21 protein-coding genes and 1 pseudogene are annotated in these 24,816 nt (G+C 69.8%); 10 read left to right on the plus strand and 12 right to left on the minus strand.

All coding sequences use genetic code 11. The features are described from left to right. Positions 1-707, minus strand: a 707-nt coding sequence (locus BLT59_RS28140; RefSeq protein WP_280141093.1) for an acyl-CoA carboxylase subunit beta, incomplete at its 3' end; no start/stop codon positions are given. Positions 708-803: 96 nt separating this feature from the next. Continuing rightward, positions 804-1,061, minus strand: a complete 258-nt coding sequence (locus tag BLT59_RS30895; protein WP_139174135.1) for a hypothetical protein — start codon at positions 1,059-1,061, stop codon at positions 804-806. A gap of 148 nt (positions 1,062-1,209) precedes the next feature. Here BLT59_RS30895 and BLT59_RS28145 point away from each other — a divergent pair, with 148 nt between their 5' ends. Beyond that, entirely contained in the window at positions 1,210-2,115 is a 906-nt protein-coding gene (locus tag BLT59_RS28145) for a LysR family transcriptional regulator (protein ID WP_091788898.1), read from the plus strand. A 45-nt stretch (positions 2,116-2,160) separates the two neighbouring features. On the opposite strand, the gene BLT59_RS28150 is transcribed toward BLT59_RS28145, so the two are convergent. The 6 genes from BLT59_RS28150 to BLT59_RS28175 all read right to left on the minus strand — a co-directional run bounded on the left by BLT59_RS28150 (position 2,161) and on the right by BLT59_RS28175 (position 10,723). Continuing rightward, positions 2,161-4,587 carry a YbcC family protein gene (locus tag BLT59_RS28150; RefSeq protein WP_091788901.1) on the minus strand — a complete coding sequence of 809 codons (2,427 nt, stop codon included), beginning with the start codon at positions 4,585-4,587 and terminating at the stop codon, positions 2,161-2,163. Positions 4,588-4,606: 19 nt separating this feature from the next. Then, entirely contained in the window at positions 4,607-6,166 is a 1,560-nt protein-coding gene (locus BLT59_RS28155) for a proton-conducting transporter transmembrane domain-containing protein (protein ID WP_091788904.1), read from the minus strand. 696 nt (positions 6,167-6,862) lie between these two features. Continuing rightward, the gene (locus tag BLT59_RS32015) at positions 6,863-7,228 is read right to left on the minus strand and encodes a hypothetical protein (protein WP_244514189.1); all 366 of its coding nucleotides are present in this window, start codon (positions 7,226-7,228) and stop codon (positions 6,863-6,865) included. A 904-nt stretch (positions 7,229-8,132) separates the two neighbouring features. Beyond that, positions 8,133-9,803, minus strand: coding sequence for an FAD-dependent monooxygenase (locus BLT59_RS28165; RefSeq protein WP_091788907.1), 1,671 nt, complete (start codon positions 9,801-9,803; stop codon positions 8,133-8,135). 31 nt (positions 9,804-9,834) lie between these two features. Beyond that, positions 9,835-10,203: an antibiotic biosynthesis monooxygenase family protein gene (locus BLT59_RS28170; RefSeq protein ID WP_091788910.1), complete on the minus strand. Its 369-nt coding sequence runs from the start codon at positions 10,201-10,203 to the stop codon at positions 9,835-9,837. A 1-nt stretch (position 10,204) separates the two neighbouring features. After that, positions 10,205-10,723, minus strand: coding sequence for a MarR family winged helix-turn-helix transcriptional regulator (locus tag BLT59_RS28175; RefSeq protein ID WP_091788967.1), 519 nt, complete (start codon positions 10,721-10,723; stop codon positions 10,205-10,207). Between the two features lie 128 nt (positions 10,724-10,851). On the opposite strand from BLT59_RS28175, the pseudogene BLT59_RS28180 reads away from it, so the two are divergent. Further along, positions 10,852-11,253: pseudogene (locus tag BLT59_RS28180) on the plus strand (IS3 family transposase); the annotation flags it as partial. Positions 11,254-11,436: 183 nt separating this feature from the next. Here BLT59_RS28180 and BLT59_RS28185 read toward each other — a convergent pair. From BLT59_RS28185 to BLT59_RS28195, 3 genes are all read right to left on the minus strand, one after another. Further along, positions 11,437-12,189, minus strand: coding sequence for a helix-turn-helix domain-containing protein (locus tag BLT59_RS28185; protein ID WP_091788913.1), 753 nt, complete (start codon positions 12,187-12,189; stop codon positions 11,437-11,439). A 92-nt stretch (positions 12,190-12,281) separates the two neighbouring features. After that, on the minus strand, positions 12,282-12,872 hold the full coding sequence (locus BLT59_RS28190) for a class GN sortase (RefSeq protein WP_091788916.1): 591 nt from the start codon (positions 12,870-12,872) through the stop codon (positions 12,282-12,284). Then, a complete protein-coding gene (locus tag BLT59_RS28195; RefSeq protein WP_091788970.1) occupies positions 12,869-15,058 on the minus strand; it encodes a marine proteobacterial sortase target protein in 2,190 nt (729 codons plus the stop codon). The genes BLT59_RS28190 and BLT59_RS28195 overlap by 4 nt, the downstream gene beginning before the upstream one ends. 251 nt (positions 15,059-15,309) lie before the next feature. On the opposite strand from BLT59_RS28195, the gene BLT59_RS28200 reads away from it, so the two are divergent. From BLT59_RS28200 to BLT59_RS28235, 8 genes are all read left to right on the plus strand, one after another. Continuing rightward, on the plus strand, positions 15,310-16,041 hold the full coding sequence (locus tag BLT59_RS28200) for an NUDIX hydrolase (protein WP_091788919.1): 732 nt from the start codon (positions 15,310-15,312) through the stop codon (positions 16,039-16,041). Positions 16,042-16,114: 73 nt separating this feature from the next. Beyond that, the gene (locus BLT59_RS28205) at positions 16,115-17,101 is read left to right on the plus strand and encodes an SPFH domain-containing protein (RefSeq protein WP_091788922.1); all 987 of its coding nucleotides are present in this window, start codon (positions 16,115-16,117) and stop codon (positions 17,099-17,101) included. An 11-nt stretch (positions 17,102-17,112) separates the two neighbouring features. Continuing rightward, a complete protein-coding gene (locus BLT59_RS28210) occupies positions 17,113-18,006 on the plus strand; it encodes an NAD(+)/NADH kinase (RefSeq protein ID WP_091788925.1) in 894 nt (297 codons plus the stop codon). Positions 18,007-18,028: 22 nt separating this feature from the next. Next, positions 18,029-18,574: a GNAT family N-acetyltransferase gene (locus tag BLT59_RS28215; protein ID WP_091788928.1), complete on the plus strand. Its 546-nt coding sequence runs from the start codon at positions 18,029-18,031 to the stop codon at positions 18,572-18,574. A gap of 461 nt (positions 18,575-19,035) precedes the next feature. Next, positions 19,036-20,088 (plus strand): ABC transporter substrate-binding protein, encoded by a 1,053-nt coding sequence (locus BLT59_RS28220; RefSeq protein WP_012322057.1) that lies wholly within the window; start codon positions 19,036-19,038, stop codon positions 20,086-20,088. 4 nt (positions 20,089-20,092) lie between these two features. Further along, positions 20,093-21,019: an ABC transporter permease gene (locus BLT59_RS28225; protein WP_091788930.1), complete on the plus strand. Its 927-nt coding sequence runs from the start codon at positions 20,093-20,095 to the stop codon at positions 21,017-21,019. After that, positions 21,009-21,815, plus strand: a complete 807-nt coding sequence (locus BLT59_RS28230) for an ABC transporter ATP-binding protein (protein ID WP_091788933.1) — start codon at positions 21,009-21,011, stop codon at positions 21,813-21,815. Before BLT59_RS28225 ends, BLT59_RS28230 begins: the two co-directional genes overlap by 11 nt. Positions 21,816-21,842: 27 nt before the next feature. Next, positions 21,843-23,384 carry an amidohydrolase family protein gene (locus BLT59_RS28235; protein ID WP_091788936.1) on the plus strand — a complete coding sequence of 514 codons (1,542 nt, stop codon included), beginning with the start codon at positions 21,843-21,845 and terminating at the stop codon, positions 23,382-23,384. 21 nt (positions 23,385-23,405) lie between these two features. Here BLT59_RS28235 and gudD read toward each other — a convergent pair whose 3' ends face one another. Then, complete coding sequence (gene gudD, locus BLT59_RS28240; protein WP_091788939.1) at positions 23,406-24,767, minus strand: glucarate dehydratase; 1,362 nt, start codon at positions 24,765-24,767, stop codon at positions 23,406-23,408. Positions 24,768-24,816: the final 49 nt, after the last annotated feature.

Below are 24,816 nucleotides of genomic sequence, written 5' to 3' on the forward strand. Positions count from 1 at the left end.
AGGATCGCCTCGACGTCGTTCTCGAAGGAGCCGTCGGCGATCGACGACTTTGTCGTGTGGACCTTGGCGCCGCCGAGTTCCTCGGCGGTCACGACCTCGTTGGTGACCGTCTTCACCACGTCGGGGCCGGTCACGAACATGTAGCTCGTGTCGCGGACCATGAAGATGAAGTCGGTCATGGCCGGCGAGTAGACGTCGCCGCCCGCGCACGGTCCCATGATCACCGAGATCTGCGGGATGACGCCGGAGGCCATGACGTTGCGGCGGAAGACCTCGCCGTAGCCGCCGAGCGCGGCGACGCCCTCCTGGATGCGGGCGCCGCCGGCATCGAAGATGCCGATGATCGGGGCGCGCATCTTGAGCGCCATGTCCTGGACCTTCACGATCTTCTGGGCATGCGCCTCCGACAGGGAGCCGCCGAACACGGTGAAGTCCTTGGAGAACAGGAAGACGGTGCGGCCGTTGATGGTGCCCCAGCCGGTGACGACGCCGTCGCCGGGGATCTTCTGCTTCTCCATGCCGAAATCGGTGGAGCGGTGCTGCACGAACATGTCGAATTCCTCGAACGACCCGTGGTCGAGGAGGAGTTCGATCCGCTCGCGCGCCGTGAGCTTGCCGCGCTTGTGCTGCGCCTCGACGCGCTTCTCGCCGCCTCCGAGACGGGCCTGCGCCCGACGCTGGTCGAGGAGGGCCACGATCTCACGCATGTCTCATCGCCCGCATCTCGAGATACTCATTCGGTTCGACGGATCTGCCCCCGCGCCGCGATGACGTCCGGCCAATCGCTTCGCCTTGAAGGCGCATTAGAACATCAGATCGAGTTCGCGTGAGATGTCCTGAAGGTAGCGCTCAATCTTCAGGCGACTCAGATTGTCTTGGCATTCGACGATGATCTTCGAACGAAACCCTCGTGCGTGCATGTGCCGTAGAAATCGCTCTGCAAGAATGCAAATTTCGCGATTGTTTCCAGCGGAAGTGCGAACCTCAACGTCGCCAACAAGGAAGCGCACTGTCGGCTCGAGGCGGTTCGCTCCACCCAGGTCGTCGTAGGGCAAGGCCACACCGGCCTCCTCAGCGCTTCAGCGAGCCGAGCTCGTACGCGTTCTTCACGTTCGTCAGTCCGTATTCAGAAGGATTGTCTATGCGAATGCGTAGAGGGTAACAAATTCAAATATTGCTGCGAATCGTTCGCTTCGGTAAATACGGGGGATGACGGCTCTGAACTACCACCACTTGCGCCTGTTCCACCGCATCGCGCACGAGGGTAGCCTCACTCGGGCCGCAGAGTTCCTGAACCTGTCGCAGTCCGCCCTGTCCGTTCAGTTGCAGAAGCTCGAGCAGCAGCTCGGACACGATCTGTTCGAACGTCGCGGCAAGAAGCTGATCCTGACAGAGGCTGGCCGCATCGCGCTCGACTACGCCGACACAGTCTTCGAGACGGGCGATGAGCTGATCAAGGTTCTACAGGGGCGGCCCCGCACGGCTCAGCACGTACTGCGCGTCGGCGCGCTGACGACGCTGTCACGCAATTTCCAGCTCGCGTTTCTCCGGCCGCTGATCGGACGGCCGGATGTCGAGCTCGTGCTCCGCTCGGGCACGATGCACGACCTCCTGACCCAGCTCGAGATGCACAGCCTCGATGTCGTCCTCGCGACCATTGCGGTCCGGCGGGATGCAGCCACCGACCTGCACAGCCACCTCATCGCGGAGCAGCCGGTCAGCCTGGTGGGGCGGCCCAGGCCGGATGGGGAGCTGCTCCGCTTCCCGGAAGCTCTCCGGACCGTCCCAGTGATGCTACCCAGCCTCGACAGCGAGATCCGGGTGGCGCTCGACCGCGTGCTGTCACTGTGGGGCATCCATCCGATCATCCAGGCCGAGGTCGACGACATGGCCATGCTCCGGCTACTGGCGCGCGAGGGCGACGGCGTCGCGGTCGTTCCCCCCATCGTCGTGCAGGACGAACTCAATGCGGGCCTGCTGATCGAGCACTGCCGCATTCCGGACGTGACGGAACGCTTCTACGCGATCATCCAGACCAGACGCTTCCCCAACCCGCTGCTGCGCGAGCTGGTCACCGTGAACGGATCGCTGCCTGGGGCGTCCGACGCTGGGTGAGGTGGCGGCGATCCGGAACCGGCTCGGCGACGTGGGCAGCGCGCCTTATACAGCGGCTCTCAGTGGTGAGTCCGAGGCGACATTTGGTGCCCCGGCCGAGCCGGTCCATTGCAGGTCACCGGCGTAGCGCCACGCCATCCGACCGTCCTGGTCGAGCGCGAACAGGTGCAGCCAGCGATTGTCGAACAGGGCACGTACCTCAGCGTGTCGCTTCAAGATGTCGGTGATCGCCTCGCGCGGCGCCTCGATGCACACCGCCAACCGGAGGGGCTCGTGGGCGTACCGCTCGCCATCGTGCACGGATTGTTGGGCGAGGCCACCGCGCAGGGGGCCGCTGTTCCCCTCCAAGACTCCGATGCCACCTGTGATGTTGTGCAGGAGCTTGTTACCGCAGCCGAACAGCTCAGGCGCGACGGTCGAGCCATAGTACTGGAGGCTGATCCAGCTCGCCACGACCACCGGCGCAGTGAGGATCAGCTCAAGCACGCCAAAGCCGGTGTCCTGCCGCCACGCGTACTCATGCAGGAAGGCGCGCCCGCCGAGCGGTTTGCCCGCCGTGCGGTGACGTGGCGCGGCGATGAAGGCGCTGCAGCCGGCCAACCCCCATTCGGGGCGCGTCTCGGCCCAGTCACGGCTACGGCGCACGACAGAACGGCCGTCCGAGGCGCGCGGCAGGCGCAGGACCCGTTCGCCGCGAGCGATCGTTGCTGCCGCTGCAAGCCAAGCCCTCACACGCGCGAGGTTCTGCGGCTCGACCGGGCGCGGGAGATCGTCCGCGTAGAGAGTTACCTCATCCGTCGTCGTGTCGTGGAGTGCTGCAAGGAAGACCGTATCGGGCGGTACGTTCAGGCCGCGGTCTTGGAGCGCGATCCGCACCTCCGCGTCGTTGAGAAGCTGCGCCAGCAGCCGGGCGTTCACCTCGCCCGAGTATCCCCCGCACGCCCCGCAATGCAGCGCGCTCGCGTGCGGATTGTTGACGACGTTCGCCCCGTGGCCGACGAGCAGCACGACGGGTGCGTAATCCATCGTCAGCGACATCGCGCGCAGAACGCTCGACGCGATCGCGACCCTGGATGTCAGGTTGAGCGCAGGATCGAGACGCGGCGCGGGCTCGCCGCGCGTCGGCGTCCGGGTCAGGCCGAGTGAGTCGCTCACGAGCTTACCGAGATAAAGGGGCCCGGCTGCCTCGACGAAGGCGAAAGAGGATACTGCCGCTTGTCGGAAGCGGCCCCAGGCGCGGCGCGAACGGGCTGCGACACGGGCGGCCTGATCCGCACTCGCGGCGGCAGGGCCGCCAGCGCAGGTATGCAGGCTCGGGTTCAAGAGGACCGGCAGCCGCCGTTCCTCGACGTCCGACGCGAACGGGCGATGCGCGGCCGGCAAACCGAAGAAGCCCGCGAAGCCCAGGGTGCGGATGCCGGGATCCAGGCTCTCCAGGGCACGGCGGAAGACCTCAGACCTAACATCGATGCAGAACGCCGCCTGCAAGACCGGGCGTCCGCCCGCGGCAACCGGTGGAGCATCGGCGAGGCTCGCGGCGAGCGCGCGTTGCGCGGCACGCTCCGCGGCGTCCTGCAGAATGCTGTCGATGACTTGGTCACGCGTCGGCTGAGCAGGGGTCGCGTGCTCGGCCGCGGCGGCTGCCCAGGCGTCCCCGATCCGCTCCTCGTAGCGGGCGAACAGAGCCTCCTCCCAGATCACCCGGATGGCCAGCAGGTCCCTCAGGATCCCGTCAGATCCGCCGGCGAGTTCCGATTGCCACAGCCTGTAGCGGGCATACTGGGCCCAGCCGCCGAGTGACAGCAGCATCTGGTGGAAGTAGCTCTCAAGCGCATCCGGGCTGAGACCGAGCTTGGCCGTTGCCCGGGCCAGGGCAGGCAGCGTTCCGTCGGGCACATCCGAGACGTGTCGCGCGAAACCGCTCAAGCCGGCGATCTCGGGGGTCAAGTCGTGGATGGCCCAGGACCGCCAGAGCGCGAGGGCGCTTCCGCCGGACGGAGCGGCCCAGTGGGCTTGCCCCTCATCGAAGTAGCCGGCCGCCCAGGCGGTGAACCGGTCGGCGATCAGGCTTGGCCAGTCGGTTCCGGAGACGGCCGCGCAGAGCGAGGCCATTGTCGGCACAGCTCTGACCGGCTGCCCATCCGAACCTAATGCCACCTTGAGCGCGGCGAGGTCGGCGGGATGCAGGGCAGCGGGCGCATCCGCCAGAGCCTCCTGAAGATCCTCGTCCGTAATCGACCCGGACGCGATCCTGTCGCGGTACCAGCTCCGCGGCATGGTCACCGCTGCGCCAGCCGCCCGCGCCAGCTGCGCTGCGGCGGCCCAGAGCGGCTCGCCGGTGTGCCCGAGGAACGGGTTGACCGCGACGCTCGAAGCCAGCGGCCAGAGGGGCGGGATGCGCCGGCCTGCGGCATCGGCCGCGGCTCTCACGCGCTCGTGGGATGTCGGGAGGGAATGGACGATCTCGATCATCGTGGGATCTCCGAACGGGTCAGGAAGCGCTGCGCAGCGACCAGCCACCGATCAGCCGGTCGAAAGCCGCGTTGGCGTAGAGGCCGTTAGCGAGGTGGACCCGCAGCCCGGTCGCGGCGGGGTGATAGGCCCATAGCGGGAACATCGCCTGCAGAACCGCGACGAGGCCGAAGCTGAGCAGGGCCAGGATGATCAAGGCCCATTCCAGCGCCCCTGGCGGGGGTGCAGGCGGCAGCACGCCCGCGGTCAGGTGGATCGCGACAGCCTGGAGGGCGAAGTAACCGAGCGAGGTCGCGACCGCGTAGGCCGCGGTGCGCCGGGTCAGCGCCCGGGGTGCCGTGTCGGCGAAGCCTTGAGCCAGCATGTAGGCGACGCCGAAGATCAGGATGGCGCCGAGAGCGACGGCCTGAGGCGACTTGTGCGGTAGCCCGAAGGCGAAGCCGACGACGGCGAAGATGAGGAGGGCGGAGAGGAAGGCGCGCGCGACGGCCCCTGCGCCGGGTATGGCGACCGACCCGGGACGGCGGATCGCCGCGACCGCCTCAACGGCGCCGCCCGAGGCCAGGAACGCGTGGGCCTTGTAGAGCGAGTGCGCTACGATGTGCAGCAGCGCGAGCGGGAACAGGGCCAGCCCGCACTCGAAGGTCATGAAGCCCATCTGAGCGACCGTCGACCACGCCAGCGCGGTCTTCACGGAGGGCTGGGTCAGCATGACCATGCTGCCGAACAGGGCCGTGAAACCGCCGACGGCGACGAGAACCGCGAGCACGCCCGGGGCGAGGAGAAGGACGTCGGCGAATCGGATGAGCAGGAACCCGCCCGCGTTGATCACGCCGGCGTGGAGCAGGGCGGAGACCGGCGTCGGCGTCTCCATGACCTCGGTCAGCCAGCCATGGGTCGGGAACTGAGCAGACTTGAGCAGGGCGGAGACCGCGAGCAGGCCGGCGGCGGCGGTGGCGAGGCTCCCGCCCTCGCCGGCCCGGGCAGCCCCGAGGATCTGCCCGATGTCGCTCGTGCCGTAGGCTATGCTCAGCAGCGCGGCCGCGACGATCAGGGCAAGGTTGCCGAGCCGTGCGGTGATGAACTTCTTGCGCGCGGCGCGGCGCGCCCCGGGACGCTCGCGGTAGAAGACCAGCAAGCGATGGAGGAACAGGCTGGTCGCGATCCACGAGGCGACGAGTTGGACGAGGTTGCCGGCTGTGACGAGGAGCAGCACCGCCGCGAGCGTGAGGCAGAGCCAGCCGGTAAACGCGCCCTGCCGATCCTCGCCGTCGAGGTAAGTCGATGCGTACCGCAGCACGATCCAGCCGATGAACGTGACGAGGACAAGCATGGTGATGCTGACCGCGTCCACGCGTGTGGAGAGACCTGCGCTGTAAAGCCCGACTAGGGATCCAGTACCGGATCCTGACGCCGCTAGCATACCGGCGCAGATGACAGCGATAGCGAGTGCGGCAAGGGCTGACATCTCGGCGAGCCGGAGTACGGCTCGGGGGCGACGTCCTGGTTTTGAGAAGCAGGCGGCCGCGCCCGCGAACAGCGCTGCGGGCGCGAGCAGGGGCAGGTCGAGCAAGAGCACGGAATCCTCCTCAAGAGCTGCTTTGGCTGCGAGGAGTCGTACTGGAGCCGGCGATTTTAGGAAAATATATTGTGTGCTACAAAATGTTTTATAAAATGCATGAAACGACCGAGTGAACAGGATTGGCGCGAATGGAGCCAAGAGCAGGTGGCTCCCATCCGAGGCACGTTATCATTGTCGGCGGAGAAGGCTGCGTCGTCACGGATTGCACGCAGGACATGAGTTTACCGGTGCCCGGCTCAACCCGTCGCTTCGCGGTCGTACCTCCTGATGCGCGCAGGCGGCGCATCCGAATACATCGGCCGCGTCCATCTCCGTTGCTTCGCCGCAAGCCTCGCAGATCAGACCACCGCGCGTCCCTGTACGGCCGAAGCCTGGCGCGGCACACTTCGGACATGGGCTTGCCAGGCGCTGCGCGATGCGTTCTGCGCGTACATTCAGACTGTGCACGCGGGTCGGATTGAGATGAGCTCGCATGTCGGCTTCCAGGCGCGCCAGACCGTCCGGCGAGGCGGCTGCAGCGTCTCGAACGGCCACCTGCCGGTCAGCCTGAGAGATGACCCCTTTGGTCATGGCCAGGAGCGGGTCGTCCGGGTTCGGGCGAACGATCAGGCCATGAGACGGAAGCCATCCTGCTTCAGGAAAGGTCCGGCATCGCCGTTTGGCGCAAGGACGTGATGCGCGAAGTTCGGCGCCTCAGCCAGAGACTCTCGTGAACCACCAAGCCGCGTTGTTCGTCGACCAGGACCAGCAGCTCCATGCCCGCCGGAAGAACGGCACAGCCGGGTGCGGGCCGAAGGTGCCCTCGCCGGCGAGCCCGAGCGGTAGACCTGCCGCACGCATGCCGAGCCGCGCCTTGCGCAGGGCGACTTCGAGCATGGCAGCACGTCTCGGTATCTCACCCGGGAAGGTTCCGAGCTGATCCGGGTCGAGATTCATCGTGGGCTTGAGAGCGAGCCCGAGGTGATCAAACATGGGGCGCGCGATGGCGCGTTCCTTACCGTGCATGGTAGCGACCAGGGCCGAAGCATCGCGGTAGAGCGCAGCAGTCGATATGCGCATTGTCCCAGTTCTTTAGCTGCAACGAAACGGACGGGAGGGCCTAGTGAATACGGTGCAAATCGTCGCTCTGATCCTTTCGCCCTTGGCTTGGCTGCTTCTTGCGGGTGAGCCGTCACGGAGCACAACGAGGCGGCGTCGGAGAAGCGTTCGCCGAGGCGGTTATGTAGAAGGACTCGAGCGGGCAGTTCCGAGAGGTCACTCATGGAGGCGGCATTCTGAACAAGGTGGCTCTGATTCAACGGCTGAGGCGCATCGAGCGGAGATGCGCGGCCGAAGGGCTTCTTGAGATTACCTCAGTAGTTGGTCAGGCTTCTTTCGCCTCGGCACTGACCGCGGCTAATAAAGCCGTTGCCGCAACGATCTCGGTCCGAAGCGGCCGAATGGGCCGCAAACACCATCAGGCAAAGATAGTCTGTTCGGCGCGAGCGTCGCGAGCAGCTGCTCGCTTGTGCGCTGTGCATTTCTCCGTAACTTTCCCTTAAGCGACCGAATCGGGCAGGCACCTGCGACGCTCTACGTCCGCTCAGGAGGTGCGTCCGAAGGGCCGCGAATGACCGGGATGGACGCGAAGCCGTCGGCTGGGATTGGCCGTAAGCGGAATGGCTGCACTTGAGCAGGCCGACCGGAAAAGCAGACAGACTTCTCGCGACCGAGTATTTGTGAAAACGGAAACGCATGCCGAAATCGTAGAACAAACTCCTGCGTGGTAAGCGTGAAGCCCCGCCGGAAGTCGACTCTGACGCGGTTTAGACCTCTATTTCGGCGCCCGCTCAGGTAATTCTTGGGAAGATCCTTATATCGGCTCTGCGTTTTCACACATTCTCGACCCATCGCGGTCATTCCCGCGACGCCCCTGCTCTCTGCACGCTGCCGCAGTAGGCATCGGCCGTTCGGGATCTACGGGTTAGGACGCGTTCTTGGTGGCGAAGACCCTTCGGCAGTACGCAGCCAAGCGCTCCGGTCGGTCGGCCGCGTCGCGATAGGCGATATGCCCATCGGGTCGGACGAGGACGAGCGCCGGCTGGCCTTCCAGGCCGTAGGCGCCGTGTGCCTTTCCGTCGAGGTCCGACAACACAGGCACCTCTCCAACCTCGATGGCGGGGCCCGCCAGGACGAGACGGGGTCGCACCCAGCCCCACGGAGCGACGGCCATTATGGCGACGCGCAGCGAAGCGCCGGCTTCCGGTGACCGCCCGTCGAAGCACAGCAAGGCCCAGCCCGTCGTCACCCCGTCCGGATTGTAGAGGAATGGGAAGAGCGAACTCGTCCGGCCGCCAAGGGCCACCTCGGCCTCGGGGGCCCGCTCGCCGGCCCTCGGTCCACGTTGGAGGATATGGGTCACCCCCGAGAGGTGGTCCTCGTTGAGCGGGCTCTTCGGGTAGCTGACCGAGAGCTGCTGCAGGTCGTCCGTGCCCTGGAGCAGGGCGCCGATGCCGGGTACGACCTTGGCGGCTAGGCCGAGGGCCGCATCCGTGACGGGCCCCCGGTAGACAGTCCGGCGGAATCCCTTCGCCTGTTGCTCGCTGAGCCTGGCGTGCTCGCCGCCACGCTCGGTATCGTAGGATTCGAGAACGACGGGGGCCGCCTCCCCGCGCAGCACCGCCGCGAGCCGCCACGCGATCTCGACGGCATCATGCAGGCCGGCATTCATGCCCTGGCCGCCGATGGGCAGGGACAGGTGCCCGGCATCGCCGGCCAGGAACACCCGGCCGCGAGCGTATCCCGGCGAGACGCCGTACTGGAAGCGGCTGCGGGTCAGCCATTGCGGGTCGGTCAGCGTCAAGGTCTCGTCGCCCGTGACCTCGCGGGCCACCGCCTGGATCTCGTCGAGCGTCGGATCGCGGTCCGGCACGCCCGCGTCGTCGGCCAGGAAGAACAGCCGGTGATAACCGCCCCAGACCGGCATCACGCCGCAGAAGCCGCGCTCGTAGTAGAAGAACCAGAGCTGATCGGGCTCCAGCGAACGCCGCCAGGACAGCTTGGCGTCGACCTGACGGTTCATCCGGCTCTCGAACCGCTCGGGCTCGAAGCCCAGGCCCAGCTGGTCGCGCACCGTGCTCTTCGCGCCGTCGGCGGCGACGAGGTAGCGGCAGCGCAGGCGCTCCTCGGTTCCTTCCTCGCCGCGTCTCACCGTGACGGTCACGCCGTCGCCGTCCTGGGCGACGGACACGACCTTGCCGCCGCGCTGCATCCGGCCGCCACGCCCTTCGTAGGTTTCAATCAGGGTCGTCTCGATGACGTCCTGCCCGCTGTAGAGGACCTGCGGGTGGGGACTGGTAACGTCGTCGATCTGGATAGGTGTCGTCGGCGTACCGTTCATGAAGAAGTTCACCAACCGGACCGGGTAGGCGCGCTCCGCGATTATGTCGCGCAGGCCGACGGCTGCCAGGAGTTCCTGCGGCCGTGCCCAGAGGTTGTTGGCCCGGGAATACGCCCGGACCTCGGTCCGTTCTTCCAGAATCAAGCAATCGACCCCGTGGTGGCGCAGGGCGCACCCCGTGGTCAGGCCGACGGGACCGGCGCCCACGACGATGACTTCGGCGTCGAAGGGCTCAGTGGTCGCTTCGAATGGCATGGGGCCCCCTCGGGCTGGAGAACGGATGGGCTTACGCCGCGCAGATGCCGGGCACGTTCACCTTCCGGAACAGGTGCGGGCTCACGGTCGCGGTCTCGGGGTAGTCCGACAGGCGGGCGCGGAACTCCGGATTGGTGAAGGCGGCCCGGAAATCGGTGACGCTGTCCCAGACGGCGTAGTTCAGGAACACCCCGCTGCCGGCGATGCCGCGATGCAGCTGGGTCGATACGAACCCGGGCTGCCGCTTCATGACCTCCGCGTCGGCCGTCCAGGCGGCTAGCAGCCGGTCGGCATCTTCGGGCTGGGTGACGAAGGTGTTGATCAGGACAACCGGGCCGCCCTCGTCCTTCAGTTGGTCCGCCAGGGTGACGGTCCGGTCCATCTCGATGAACTTGGGCATGTCAGGCTCCTTGTGTCTGGGGTTGAGTGTCGATGGCCGCCGCCGGATCGGACCCCTCGATCCGCCGCTGCATCTCGCGCAGCAGGGTGCCGGCGGCCTCGAACGCCTCGGCCGAGAGACCGGACGTGAGGGCATCGGCCCAGCGCTCCTGCCGTGCGATGGCCGCGCGATATGCGGCGTTCCCCCGCTCCGTCGCCACAACCAGCATCGCCCTGCGGTGATGCGGATTGGGTTCGAGGCGGACGAAGCCGTCGGCCCGCATGTCGTCGACCAGGCGCTGAACGGCCTGCCGGGTCAGGCCCATGTTGCGGGCGATATGGGCGACCGGCAGCGGCACGGGCGAGAGCGCGATGGCGCCCAGCACCTGCCACCGGGCGCTCGTGAGGCCGAGGTCGCCGACCAACGCATCACCGGCTGCGAGCAGGTCGCCGTTCATGCGGAAGACCTCGATGACGAGGCCCGTCCAGGCCCGCCGGAGGCGCTCTTGGTCGCGCGCATTGCCTTCTGTCTTCGTGCCCATGGCCACCGATATGGAGCGTTGGAACATAACGTCAATATGACAATCCATTGTCATATTGACGTTGACCTGACCGGCCGGCTTTGGACCGGACTGATTGAGAGGATCAGCCAGGACCAGAGGAGTCGGACATGCGGCGAGGTCAGAAGACGAGCGCCGAGCCGGTCGTGCTGAAGCTGCGCCAGATCGAGGTGCAGACGGCCCAGGGCAAAAGCTTAGCACTGGCGTGCAAGGAGGCGGAGACCTCCGAGCAGAGTGTCTCACGCTGGCGCAAGGAGTACGGCGGCCTGCAGGTCGATCAGGCGCGGAAGATGAAGGAGCTTGAGCGCGAGAACGCTCGATTGCGGCGGCTCGTGGCCGATCTTTCCTTGGCGGGTCAGGTGCCGGCCGATGAGGATGCGCTGATCCGCGCCGTCATCCCCGTGGCATCCGAGTACGGGCGCTACGGCTACCGCCGCGTCACCGCGCGGCTGCAGGCCGACGGCTGGCAGGTGGGCAAGGACCGGGTTCAGCGCATCTGGCGTCGCGAGGGGGGCGCCGCCTCAGAACAAGCGCGATGTCGTCATGATGTCAGCGTGAAATCGGGAGGTACGACGGGTAACGAAGTCCTAAATGCATCCGCCTTCTAAGCTGAATACGAGGGCTCGATTCCCTTCACCCGCTCCAGTCCTGCCCACCGCGCCGGGCGGCCGCGAGCCTCTCCGCTCTCTGTCCTGTCAGGCGATGCCCGTGAAGAAGGTGGCGTAGCCGTCCTCGTGCACCCGGGCGAGATAGGCCCGGTACGGGGCGTAGCCCGGCTCCTCCGGCCCGATCCGCCCGTACCCGTGCGCGCCGGCCTGCTCGGGCAGCAGCGCCAGGGGCGCCGCGGCCGGGGTCAGCTGGGTGCCGCGCCCCGCGTGGAGGGTGGTCAGGACCCCGTACATCTCGCCCTGGATGTTCGGGCGGCACAGCACCGCGAGGCGGTGCTGTCCGTGCCAGTTGGTCACCAGATAGATCATGCCCGACTGGCTCGGCACGGCGACGCTGCCGGATTGCGCGAAGGGGGCGTCGAGCCGCTCGGCCTCGCGGAACACGAGGCGGGCCGCGTCCGGATCCCAGGCGATCTCGGTGCGGTAGGCGAAGATCGCACCCGCCGACCCGAAGGAAGGCCGAAGGGTGAGATAGCGCCCCTCGATCCAGGCCACGCTCTCCCGCGAGTAGGAGCCGAGCTCGTCGGGCGCGTGGCGGGCCGTCTCCGGAGCCGGTCGCCCCGTCTCCTGGCGGAGGGACTGGCCCAGGGCCTCCTCCAGCCGGATCGTCGTAGCCAGGGTGAAAGGCCGGCGGCCGGCCAGCGCCTTCTCCAGGGTCGAGATGCTGATCCGGGCCTCTTCGGCCAGCGTCTGCCGGGAGATGCGCCGGCGGGCCAGCGCCTCGCGCACGGTCTGGGCAATGGCGCGGCTCTGCGCCTCGGACAGTTCGATCTCGCTCACAGGCACGGCTCGCACGGGCTTGACCCGCACAGATCCGCACGAATCCGCACATTTGCGCAAGCGCGGCCAAGCTGGCCGTCCACGCCGACCGGTCAGGAACGCCCCGCCTCCGAGGCCAGCTCGGTCTCGACGATCAGCCGGAGCGGGCCGGCCTGCAGCGCCTCCAGGGGCCAGCAGGTGACGAGGTCGAGGTGCCGGCCGGGGGCCTGGGGGTCGAGGCCCGAGGCGTCCCAGCGCGCCACCCGCGTGCCGGTGACGCGAAAGCGCAGGGTCCGGCCGTCGCGGCCCGTCACGGTGACGGGATCGCCGGGCCTAAGCTGCCCCAGAACCGCGAATTGCGTGTCGCGGTGGGCGGCGATGACGGCGGTTCCGGGCGCGCCGGCCTCCGGGGTGCCGTCCAGATGGCCGGGGCCGAAGGCCAGGGCCTGACCGCTCCCGCCCCGCAGCACCACGAAACTGCGGCCGGCGACCGTGAGGCGGGCGACCGGCTCGGTGTCGGCCCAGGGCCAGGGCCGGGCCGGCCGGCCCTCGGCCAGGGTGCGGGCGAAGGCGCGCTCCAGCAGCACCTGCGCCAGGGCGGCCTTGGCGGGGATCCAGGCGGCCTGTGCCGCCATCCCGATCCCCGCGAGGGTGAGGAGGGCGGCCAGCGCCCTCCCCAGCCCGGTCGCCGGACGGCGGCTCATCGCGTGGCCCCGGTCCGCCGGTCGCCGATCGTCAGGCCGGTGCCCAGCAGGAGACCCAGCAGGGCGAGGATCAGGCCCAGGCCGAGCTGCGCCCGGATCCCGGCCCCGGTCTGCGGCAGGTCGATGGCCGCGCCGTCGGCGCGGATCGGCACGATCCGGGCCGCCCCGTCGTCGGCGGGCGCGGCGCCGGGCCGGTCCGTCCCGAACACCTTGGCGAAGTCCCAGCCCGCCGGCAGGTTCAGCGGCAGGTCGGCGGCGACGAGGGGCGTGCCCGGCGCGCGGCGCGGGGTCGCGTCGATGGCCACGAGGCTGGTCAGCCGCGTCGTCAGGCCGTGCTCCAGGGCCAGCGCCAGGATGGCGGCGTCGGCCGCGTCCGCGCCGAGGCGCCCGGTGATGCGCGCCGTCTCGGTTTCGCCGATCCGGGAGCGCGCCCAGACCTTGGAGATGCCGGCGCCGGCGCGCGCCCCGGCGAGGGGGAGCGTCCGGGTCCAGGTCCGGCCGCCCAGCCGGCCCGAGACGGTCACGGTCCCGTGGACCGTCTCATGGTCCGCCCCCGGCAGCTGCGCGGCGAAGACCAGCGGCTCGCCGCGGTAGAGGTCGGGCAGCGCGCCCGGCGTGACCGCGACGCCCGGGACCGAGAAGGTCGCGGTCAGGTCGGTGACGGTGGGGGATTCCAGCTTCTCGTAGAGCGCGCGGGTCCGCTCGCCGACCTGCGCGAGGTCGCGGATCTCCGTGAAGCTGCCGCGGCCGATCTCGGCGGCGTGGCGCATCAGGTGGCCGTTCGGCGCCGAGCCGATGCCGACCATGAACAGGCGCGAGCGCCCGAGATCGGCGTGGATCGCCGCGAAGATCCGCTCCTCGTCGCCGACGGCGCCGTCGGTGAGGAACACGACCTGGCGCACGCGCCCGTCCTCCGGATGGGGATCGGCGAGCGCCGCCTTGAGCGGCGCCAGCATCTCGGTGCCGCCGCGGGCCTCCAGGGCGGTCACGAAGGCTTCCGCCTCCGCCAGGGCTGCCGGCGTCGCCGGGACCGGCTCGGGATGCAGCGCGTCCCAGGTGTCGTCGAAGCGGATGACGTTGAAGCGGTCCCGCGGGGTCAGGCGACCGAGGCCCGCGAGCAGCCCGGCCTTGGCCTGCCGCATCGAGGCGCCCGACATTGAGCCGGAATTGTCGATGACGAAGGTGACGTCGCGCGCCGGCCGGGCGGCCGCGTCGGCCTCGATCGCCGGCGGGTTCACGGTGGCCAGCAGGTAGGTCCGGCCCGCCACGCTCTCGCGGAACAGGCCGAGGCCGGGCACCCGGCTCGGGACCGGCGCCCAGGTCAGTTCGAGGTCGCGATCGGCGGGGACAACGCCCTCGGCGAGCGTGACGGTGCGCACCTCCGGGCCGGTCTCGGTCACGCGGATCGCGTGGGTGGCGCTCTGAACGGCGCCGACGGCGAAGCCCGCCTGGAGTCGCACGGTGACGGCGACCGGGTTGGTCGGCGGCGACAGGGCGGGGTCGAGCACCGGCGGGCTGATCCGGGCGCGATCCGGAACCGGGTCGCGGGCTGCCCCGGCCGCGCCGTCGAGGGAGACCGCGTCCACGGAGGCAGGGGCGGGATTGTAGCGGGGCGCGACCACCAGGGGCAGGCGCAGCGTCCGCGTCTCGCCGGAGACGGGGATCGTCTGCTGATAGGTGATCTGGACCAGCACCGTCTCGCCGGGGCCGATATTGGCGACCGCGTTGGTGAAGACGTTGGGCCGCTCCTGCGTGGTGAGTGCCGCCGACTGCCCGGCCGCCTTCGCGGCCTCGTAGGCGCGCTTGGCCGCCGCCCGCTCGCGGATGTCGGCGACGATCACGCGGGCGCCGACGACGAGCTTCATCCCGTCGACGGCCGCGTCCTCCGGAAGCGGGTACACGTAGGTGCCCTCGACCCAGTCCGCCGTGACGTTGCGGAAGGCCTGAGTGACGGTGGCCCGGGCGGTCGGGCCGCTGACGTCGACGCTGATGTCGGTCGCGAGCTGGACGGCCTCGACCGGCGCGGTGCCGGCCGGCCCGCGCAGCGTGAGGCCGCCCCGCGCCGGGCCCGGCGCCGCGTGGGCCGAGGCGAGCATGACGAGGAGCGCCAGCAGCGCGAGGAAGAGCGGTGACAGCGCGGCGTTGCTGGGGGGCTCGATCGCGGATCGTGGAGCGAAGAACGGCATCGGGAAATCCTCCTGCGCCGGCGGATCGGGGCCGGCTCGCCGCTGAAGCTCCCGCGACCGCCGCTGCGCCGCCACGAGAAGCTTCGCCCTTTCTCAGGCCCGAGCCGCACCCGCCGGTCGGACCCGGGCGGATCTGTGCGGAGCCGGTGCGGAGCTGTGCGCCCCGCGGCGCTTCCTGACGGCTCCGCTCCCGGCTTGACATATGCGCAATCTGCGTCTTAGTTATACTCAATGTGAGTAGAAATCGACCGATGACCGAATCCGAGTTCCTGGCAGGCTATGATCCGGCGGCCTACGAGCGGCCCGCCCTGGCGGTCGACCTCGTCCTGCTCGGGATCCGGGCGGGGCGGCTCGCGGCTCTCCTGCTGCGGCGGAGCCGGCAGCCGCAGGCCGGCCTCTGGGCGCTGCCGGGCGGGTTCGTGGGCATCGCCGAGACCCTCGACGCCGCCGCGGAGCGCGTCCTGCGCGAGAAGGCCGGGATCGGGCGGGCGCGGCTCGAGCAGCTCTACACCTTCGGCGCCGTGGACCGGGATCCGCGGATGCGCATCGTCTCGGTCGCCTACCTGGGGCTGCTGCCGGAGGCGGCCTTCGCCGAGGCCCTGGCGGGCGGCGCCGGGCTCGCGGCGGCGACGCTGGTCGTGCCCTGGGCGGGCGAGGCCGGCGGCCCAGTCTCGGCCGGGACCGAGGACGGCGCCCCCCTCCCCCTCGCCTTCGACCACGCCGACATCCTCGCGCTGGCCGTGAAGCGGCTGCGCGGCAAGCTCGACTACACGGATGTCGGCTTCGCGCTGCTCCCGGAGCACTTCACCCTCCGGCAGCTCCAGGACGTGCACGCGGCGATCCGCGGCGCGCCCCTCAACAAATCCGCCTTCCGCCGCCGCATGCGCGACCGGGGCTGGATCGCGCCGACGGGCGCCCGCGAGGCCGGGACGGCGTTCCGCCCCGCCGAACTCTTCCGCTTCGACAGGTCGGGTCAGTTCTAAACCTTTGTTTTAGCGCGCTCTCTTGAGCCGAACCGGTGTCCACTTCGGCCGAGAGCGCTTCGAGGAGACCATCATGGCCACGGTCCGCAACATCGGTGTGATCGCCCAGCTCCGGAGCGAGGCGAGCAGCCACATCATCCGCTTCCGCAACGGCCGGGTCCGGCAGAGCGGGCGGGGTCTGGTCTTCTGGTTCCGGCCCGAGACCGCCAGCATCAGCGAGGTGCCGGTCGACGACCGCGAGATGACCCTGTTCGTCCGCGGCCGCAGTCGGGACTTCCAGACCGTCGTGGTCCAGGGGACGATCGGCTGGCACGTCGTCGATCCGGAGCTGCTGGCGAGCCGGGTCGACTTCTCGATCGACCTCCGCACCGGGCGCCTCCAGGGCGAGCCGATCGAGCGGATCGAGGCGCGCCTCGGCGGCATCGCCAGCCAGGCGGCGCTGCAATATCTCGGGGCAAGCCCGATCGGCGCCCTCCTCGACGCGGGTCCGGAGCCGCTGCGCGCTGTGCTGGAACGGGTGCTGTCCGACGCCCCGGCGCTGGCCGAGATCGGCGTCGCGGCGGTGTCGGTGCGGCTCACCAACCTCGCGCCGACCAGCGAGCTGGAGCGCGCCCTGCAGACGCCGACCTTCGAGGCCCTGCAGCAGAAGGCCGACGAGGCGACCTTCGCGCGGCGGGCTCTGGCGGTCGAGAAGGAGCGCGCCATCGCGGAGAACGAGCTCGCGACCAAGACCGAGCTGGCCCGGCGCGAGACCGTGCTGATCGCGCAAGAAGCCGAGAACGCCCGCGACCGCGCCGCCGGCGTCGCGGAGGCGCGGGGCCTGGAGGCGGCCGCCGAGGCCGAGCGGATCCGGCTCGTCGAGGGCGCACGGGCCGACGCGGAGCAGCGCCGTGCCGCCGTCTACCGGGACATGCCGCCGGCGGTCCTGCTCGGGCTGGCGGCCCGGGAACTCGCCGGCAAGCTGGAGACGATCGAGCACGTCAACGTCACGCCCGACCTGCTGGCGGCAATCCTCGGCGAGTTCCGGGGCGCGCTTCCCGCGCGGCTCGCGCCGCGCTGAGGAGGCCTGCCATGCCGGCCGTCACCCCCCGCGTGGTCTTCGTGATCCGCGACACGGATTACGAGCTGCTCATCGCCCGGCACGCGACCCGCGGCCAGGTCCGGTTCTTCCTGGAGAGCCGGGGCCAGACGCTCGCCGAGGTCGAGGCGCGCCACGCGCAGTTCCAGGCCGCGCTCGCCGAGGCCCGGGCCTCCGTGCCCCTGGACTGGCGGCAGGCCCTGGTGCGGCGCCCCGACCTCGACCGCTTCCTCTTCGCCCCCGAGGACGTGGTCGTGGCCGTGGGGCAGGACGGGCTCGTGGCCAACGTCGCCAAGTACCTCGACGGGCAGCCGGTGGTCGGCGTCAACCCGGCGCCCGACCTCTACGACGGCGTGCTGGCCCGGGCTCGGGTCGAGGCCCTGCGCGCGCTCCTGCCCGCCAGCGCGGCCGGCGCCGCGCCCCTCCAGCGGCGTACCATGGTGCAGGCGACCTTCGACGGCGGCGAGCGGCTGCTCGCCCTGAACGAGATCTTCGTCGGCCACCGCAGCCACCAATCGGCGCGCTACCGCATCGACGACGGGGCGCGGGCGGAGGACCACTCGTCGAGCGGGCTGATCGTGGCCTCGGGCACCGGCCTGACCGGCTGGGCGCGCTCGATCAGCGAGGCGACGCACCTCACCGTGGAGGTGGGCATCGAGGAGGCGGCCTTCGGCTACTGGGTGCGCGAGCCGTTCCCGAGCGTCGCCACCGGCACCGACCTGCGCGGCGGCAAGTTCGCCGGGTCGCCGCTCACGGTGGTGTCGCGGATGAACGAGGGCGGCGTGGTGTTCTCCGACGGGATCGAGCAGGATTTCGTCGCCTTCGACTGGGGTCGGCGGGTCAGCCTCGCGCCGGCCGACCGCACCTTCAACCTCGTGGCCGCGTAGCGCGGCCCCGACCGGGAGCCCGATGATCGCCATCCGGACCGACCGCCTGATCCTGCGGCGCTTCAGGCCGGACGACGCCACCGACCTGTTCGCCTACCTCCGCCGGCCGCGGGCGCGCTGCTTCCTGAGCGGCCGCCTCGACACGCCGGCGGACGCGGAGGCGGAGGCCTTGCGGCGCAGCCGCGACGACGAGCATGTGGCCGTGTGTTTGGCCGCGTCCGACCGGCTGATCGGCGACCTGTTCTGCCTGCCCGAACCGCCCGACACGTTCTCGGTCGGCTGGAACTTCAACGCCGCGTACGGCGGCGCGGGCTTCGCCCTTGAGGCCGCGACCGCTCTGTTCGGATACCTGTTCTCCGAGTGGCAGGCGCGGCGGCTCTACGCCTATGTCGAGGAGGACAACGCCGCCTCGCGCCGCCTGTGCGAGACGCTGACGATGCGCCGCGAGGGCCTGTTTCGCGAGTTCGTCACCTTCGCGGACGACGATCAGGGCAACCCGATCTTCGAGAACACGATGCAGTACGCCATCCTGCGCCGGGAATGGGCGGAGCGCTCCGCGCGCGGCTGAGGCCGGTCCGGCACTGTCCAAAGACCCCGGCTGAATACGCCGGCGGCATTCAGCTGCTTTCGCGGGCGTCGGACCGGTCGAATCGCGGCGCGAAGACGGTGTCCGTCATCACGAGCGCAGCGAAGTGGCCCAGGGCCGCGCGACGTCCGGCGGCCTGGCGCTGCTGGATTGCTTCGCTCCGCTCGCAAGGACGGCGGTGCAGTTCTTCGCCAGCGCCGACGGGCAAGGCGCGCCGCCGATCCGGTCGGTCCCTGCATCTGGCACGCTTCTTGGTTCGTATTCGCCAGCGCAGCGTCGCCCCGGCGGCGGCTAGAGGTTGGCGTGCCGTCGATGTGGTGAGGTGCCGGGCGACCGGATCTCCGCGACTGCCTTGAGCCTGTCCCGAGCTCCGATCCCTCCGTTTCAGCACCGGCACGCGCCGTCCGGCGGATCGTGCGATCCGCCCTCTGAGGAGAGTCGATATGTGCGACCGTCACGGCGATTATCGCGTCCCGGATTTCACGCGGTTCAAGCCCAGCCGCAGGCGCTTCCTTGGCGGGACCGCCGCCGCGCTGACCCTGGCGGTGGGTCCGGGCCTGACGAGCCCGGCCGCGGCGGCCACCGGCATCCGGGCGACCCACGGCACCGGCTTCTGCAATCTGAACTTCTTCCTGGCCGAGGCGATGCAGCTCGCCAAGGATGACGGGCTCACCATCGACTTCGTCAACACGCCGACCTTCTCGGACCAGGTCACCTTCCTCGGCATGGGCCAGGTCGACGCCGGCGTGATGCCCTACACCAGCTTCATGGCCCTCTACGACGCGGGCGCCCCGGTGAAGATCGTGGCCGGCGGCGGCATCGAGGGCTGCGTGCTGGTCGCCCAGCCCGGCCTCGACAGCCCGGAGAAGCTCAAGGGCAAGACGCTCGGCACCTTCCAGCTCGATACGCTCGAGGTGCTGCCCTACGATTGGCTGAAGAAGAACGGCGTCGCCTTCAAGGACATTACCGTCCGCTACATGGGCTCGACCCCTGAGGCCGTGGAGGCGTTCCGGGCCGGGGCGCTGGACATCATCTCGACGATCGAGCCCTACGGCACGGCGCTGCTCACCGACGTGAAGGGCGCGGTCAAACTCTCCGACGGCACCGACATCTACGGCAAGGGCTACACCGACTGCGTGCTGGCGGTCCGCAACGAGCTGATCGCCAAGAACCCGGCCGCCGTGAAGGCCCTGATCAAGGGCATGATGAAGGCCCAGGCCATGGCGGAGGGCGACCCCCAGGCCGCCCTGAACAAGCTCGTCGGCTCCTACTACAAGACCTCGATGAGCAACGCCCAGCTCGCCATGGGCCGGCAGCCCTCGGTGGTGGACGCCCGCAACCAGACGCAGTTCATCCTCGACCGGACCGATTCCGTCGCCGAGATGGGCTACATCAAGAAGAAGCCCGGCCGTGACGCGATCGACTGGACCCTGCTGGAGCAGGTCATCGCCGAGAACCCGGATCTCTATGGCAAGCTCAAGCTGAAGTCGGCCTGAGCGGATGGCCGTCGACCTCGCCCGCGCCGCCGTCCCACATATCCGGCCGCGCCTCCCGTTCGGTCCGCGCCTCGCGCTGCCCGACGGGCTCGTCCCGCTCCTGCAGCGGACCGGCTGGATGCTGGTCTCGGTCGGCTGCTTCGCCGGCCTGTGGGAGCTGCTCTGGGCGCTCGGCCTCGCCGACGCCAAGCTCCTGCCGCCGCCGCACATCTTCCTCGGCAACCTCGCCGAGCAGGCGCGCTTCTTCAACACCGCCCAGCGCTGGCAGATCGGCACCGGGATGAATACCGGCCCGAGCCCCGCCATGGCGGTGCTGATCACCGTGCTCGCCTCCACCGGCCGGGTTCTGGCGGGACTCGCCCTGGCCGCGACCCTGTCGATCCTCGTCGGCGTCGCGATCCGCTACGTCGTGCTGTTCGAGCGGCTGACGCTTCCGACCATCACGCTGCTCGCCCCGGTCTCGCCGATCGCGTGGCTGCCGGTGGCGATCTTCATGTTCGGGATCGGCAACGCCCCGGCGATCTTCATGGTGTTCATTGCCCTGTTCTTCACGATGGTCCTCTCGACCATCCACCAGATCGACGGGGTCAACCGGAACTACATCAACGTCGCCCGGACCATGGGGGCGACGAAGCGCCAGATCTACGCGCGGGTGATCGTGCCGGCGATCCTGCCGGGGCTGCTCGCGGTGCTGCGTCTCAACCTGTTCGGCGCCTGGATGGTGGTGCTGGTCGCCGAGGCGACCGGCGTCGGATACGGGCTCGGGCAGGTGATCATGCTGGCGCGCAACACCTTCAACCCGTCGCTCGTCTTCTTCACCATCACGCTGATCGGCCTGCTCGGCTTCGCCTTCGACCTGCTGTTCCGGCTGGTCCAGCGGCGGCTCTTGTACTGGCTGCCGCGCGACGCGGGGTCCTCCCTTGGCCTCTGAGCCCGCATCCCAGGACGCCGTCTCGTGCCGCGGCGTCGCTAAGGTCTGGGCGGCCGGCACCGCCCGCGCCCACGAGGCGCTGCGCGACATCGACCTCACCGTGCGCCCCGGCGAGTTCGTGGTGTTCCTCGGCCCCTCGGGCTGCGGGAAGAGCACGCTGCTCTACCTGATCGCCGGGCTCGAACCCGCCTCCGGGGGCGAACTCCTGGCCTTCGGCGAACCAGTCACCGGCCCCTCGCCGGAGCGCAGCCTGATCTTCCAGGAGACCTCGCTGCTGCCCTGGCTCAGCGTCTGGCAGAATGTCAGCTTCGGCCTGTCGCTGAAGGGCGTGCCGGAGGCCGAGCGCCGGAGCATCGCGCGGGCCGCGCTCCAGCGTGTCGGCCTCGCCGAGGCCTTCGACAAGCGGCCGGACGAGCTGTCCGGCGGCATGCGCCAGCGGGTGGCGGTGGCCCGGGCGCTGGCCATGCGCCCGAAGGTCCTGCTGATGGACGAGCCCTTCGCGGCGCTCGACGTCCAGACCCGCCAGAAGATGCAGGACTTCCTGCTCGACGTCTGGCGCGACAGCGGCGCCTCGGTGCTGTTCGTGACCCACCACATCGACGAGGCGGTGGCGCTCGCCGACCGGGTGGTGGTGTTCACCGCCCGCCCCGGGCGGATCAAGACGATCGTCCGCAACGACCTCGCCCGCCCGCGCGACCCGTTCTCGCCCGAGGCCGAGGCGCTGCGGCGGCACCTCACCGAGCTTCTGCGCGACGAGGTCGACCGGGCCTTCGCCGAGCAGGAAGCGCTCGTCTGAACCCCCTTCCCCAACACGGACACGACCATGACCACATCGCTGATCCGCAGCCGGCGGATGATCACCCGTACCCTCGACCACGATCGCTGGGAGGAGATCGCCGACGGCGCGGTCCTCCAGAAGGACGGCGTGATCGAGGCGGTCGGCACCTACGCGGACCTGCACGCCCGCTACCCCGACGCCCCCGTGATCGGCTCGGGCCGCGAGATCCTGCTGCCGGGCTTCGTCAACGGCCACCACCATGTCGGCCTGACGCCGGTGCAGCTCGGCTCCCCCGACATGCCGCTCGAGCTGTGGTTCGTCACCCGCATGGTGGCGCGCAACCTGAACCTCTACCTCGACACCCTGTACTCGGCCTTCGAGATGGTCGGCTCAGGGATCACCACGGTCCAGCACATCCACGGCTGGATGCCCGGCAGCCTGGAGGAGGTCGAGGCGCGCTCCAACGAGGTGCTGCGCGCCTATCGCGACATCGGCATGCGGGTCTCGTACTGCTTCGCGGTCCGCGACCAGAACCGCCTCGTCTACCAGGCCGATAGGGACTTCGTGGCGAGCCTGCCGGCGCCGCTGCAGGACCCGATGAAGCGCTGGTTCGAGCGCTTCCAGATGTCCCTGGAGGACAATTTTTCGCTCTTCCGCAGCCTGCATGCCGACCAGGAGGGCGCGTCGCGGGCCAAGATCCAGCTCGCGCCCGCAAACCTCCACTGGTGCTCCGACGCGGCCCTCGAAGGGCTGGCCGGCCTATCCGAATCCTACGACGTGCCGATGCACATGCACCTCGTCGAGACCGCCTACCAGAAGGCCTACGCGGAGAGGCGCGGCGGCGGCACCGCCCTGGAATACCTCGACCGGTTCGGCATGCTCGGGCCCCGCCTGACCCTCGGCCACGGCGTCTGGCTGAACGAGTCCGACATCGAGCGGGTCGCCGCGACCGGCACCTGCATCTGCCACAATTGCTCGTCGAACTTCCGGCTGCGCTCCGGCGTGGCGGCGCTCAACCGCTTCGAGGCCAAGGGGATCAACACGGCGATCGGCCTCGACGAGGCCGGCATCAACGACGACCGCGACATGCTGCAGGAGATGCGCCTCGTGCTGCGCGCCCACCGGGTGCCCGGCATGGACGAGGCCGACGTGCCGAGCATGGCGCAGGTGCTGCGGATGGCGACCGTCGGCGGCGCCCGCACCACCCCCTACGGCGACAGCCTCGGCACGATCGAAGTCGGCAAGGGCGCCGACCTCGTCCTGATCGACTGGGACCAGATCGCCTACCCGTATCTCGACCCGGAGACGCCGCTCCTCGACGCGGTGATCCAGCGGGCCAAGACCGGGGGCGTCACCGCGGTGCTGTGCGAGGGTGAGGTGCTCTACGCGGACGGGCGCTTCACCCGGGTCGACCGCGACGCCGCCCTGAAGGCGCTCCACGACGACCTGTCGCGGGCGCTCTCGGACGACGAGGTCGAGCGGCGCCAGCTCTCGAAGGCGCTGCTCCCCCACGCGCGGCGCTTCTACGCCGATTACATCGACCCGTCGCGGCACGAGCCGTTCTACCGCCCGAGCTCGCGCGTCTGAGGCGCAGGCCCGGGCCGCGCTTCAGCGGACCAGGCAGGGCTTCTTGTTGTCGAAGGTCCAGCCGGGGATCAGGAACTGCATGGCGGCCGCATCGTCGCGGGCGCCGAGGCCGTGGTCGCGGTAGAGGGCGTGCGCCTCCTCCACCGCCGACATGTCGAGCTCGATGCCCAGGCCCGGCCGCTCCGGGACCCGCACGAGGCCGCCGCGGATCGCCAGCGGCTCCTTGGTCAGGCGTTCGCCGTCCTGCCAGATCCAGTGCGTGTCGATCGCCGTGACGGTGCCGGGCGCCGCCGCGGCCACGTGGGTGAACATGGCGAGCGACACGTCGAAGTGGTTGTTCGAGTGCGAGCCCCAGGTCAGGCCGTGGTCACGGCACAGCTGGGCCACCCGGACCGAGCCGGCGAGCGTCCAGAAATGCGGGTCGGCGAGCGGGATGTCGACGGCGCCGAGCTGGATCGCGTGGTTCATCTGCCGCCAGTCGGTGGCGATCATGTTGGTGGCGGTGGGCAGGCCGGTGGCGCGGCGGAACTCGGCCATGATCTCGCGTCCCGAGAACCCGCCCTCGGCGCCGCAGGGATCCTCCGCGTAGGCCAGCACGTGGCCCTGGCCCTTGCAGAGGCGGATCGCCTCGTCGAGCGACCACGCGCCGTTCGGGTCGAGCGTCACGCGGGCCTTGGGGAAGCGCGCGTGGATCGCGGTGACGGCGGCGATCTCCTCCTCGCCCCGCAGCACGCCGCCCTTCAGCTTGAAGTCGTTGAAGCCGTACTGGTCGTAGGCGGCCTCGGCGAGGCGGGCCACGGCCTCCGGCGTCAGCGCTTCCTCGTCGCGCAGGCGGAACCAGCCGTCGCGGGCCGTGGGCGCGCGGTACTCGAGATCGGTGCGGGTGCGGTCGCCGACGTAGAACAGGTAGCCCAGCATCTCGACGGCGTCGCGCTGCTGGCCCTCGCCCAGAAGGGCGGCCACCGGCACGTCGAGGTACTGGCCGAGCAGGTCGAGGAAGGCGGATTCGACCGCCGTCACCGCGTGGATGGTGATGCGCAGGTCGAAGGTCTGCAGCCCGCGCCCGCCGACGTCGCGGTCGGCGAAGCGCGCCCGCATGGCGTTGAGCACCGCATTCCAGGCGCCCAATGGCCGGCCGACCACGAGGTCCCGGGCATCCTCCAGGGTCTTGCGGATGCCCTCGCCGCCGGGGACCTCGCCGAGACCGGTGGCGCCGGTGGAGTCGGTCAGGATCACGAGGTTGCGGGTGAAGTACGGCCCGTGCGCGCCCGAGAGGTTGAGCAGCATGCTGTCGTGGCCGGCCACCGGCACGACATTCATGGCGGTCACGGTCGGCGTGTGGCGGGCGGCGTGGCGGCTCTCGTTCGACGTGGCGTGATCCATGGCGTCCTCCTCGGGGCCCCCGGCCGGTCTTCGCCGGGCGCGAGGCGGG

This window comes from Methylobacterium sp. UNC378MF (genome assembly GCF_900103195.1).
In the GTDB taxonomy this organism is placed as follows: domain Bacteria; phylum Pseudomonadota; class Alphaproteobacteria; order Rhizobiales; family Beijerinckiaceae; genus Methylobacterium.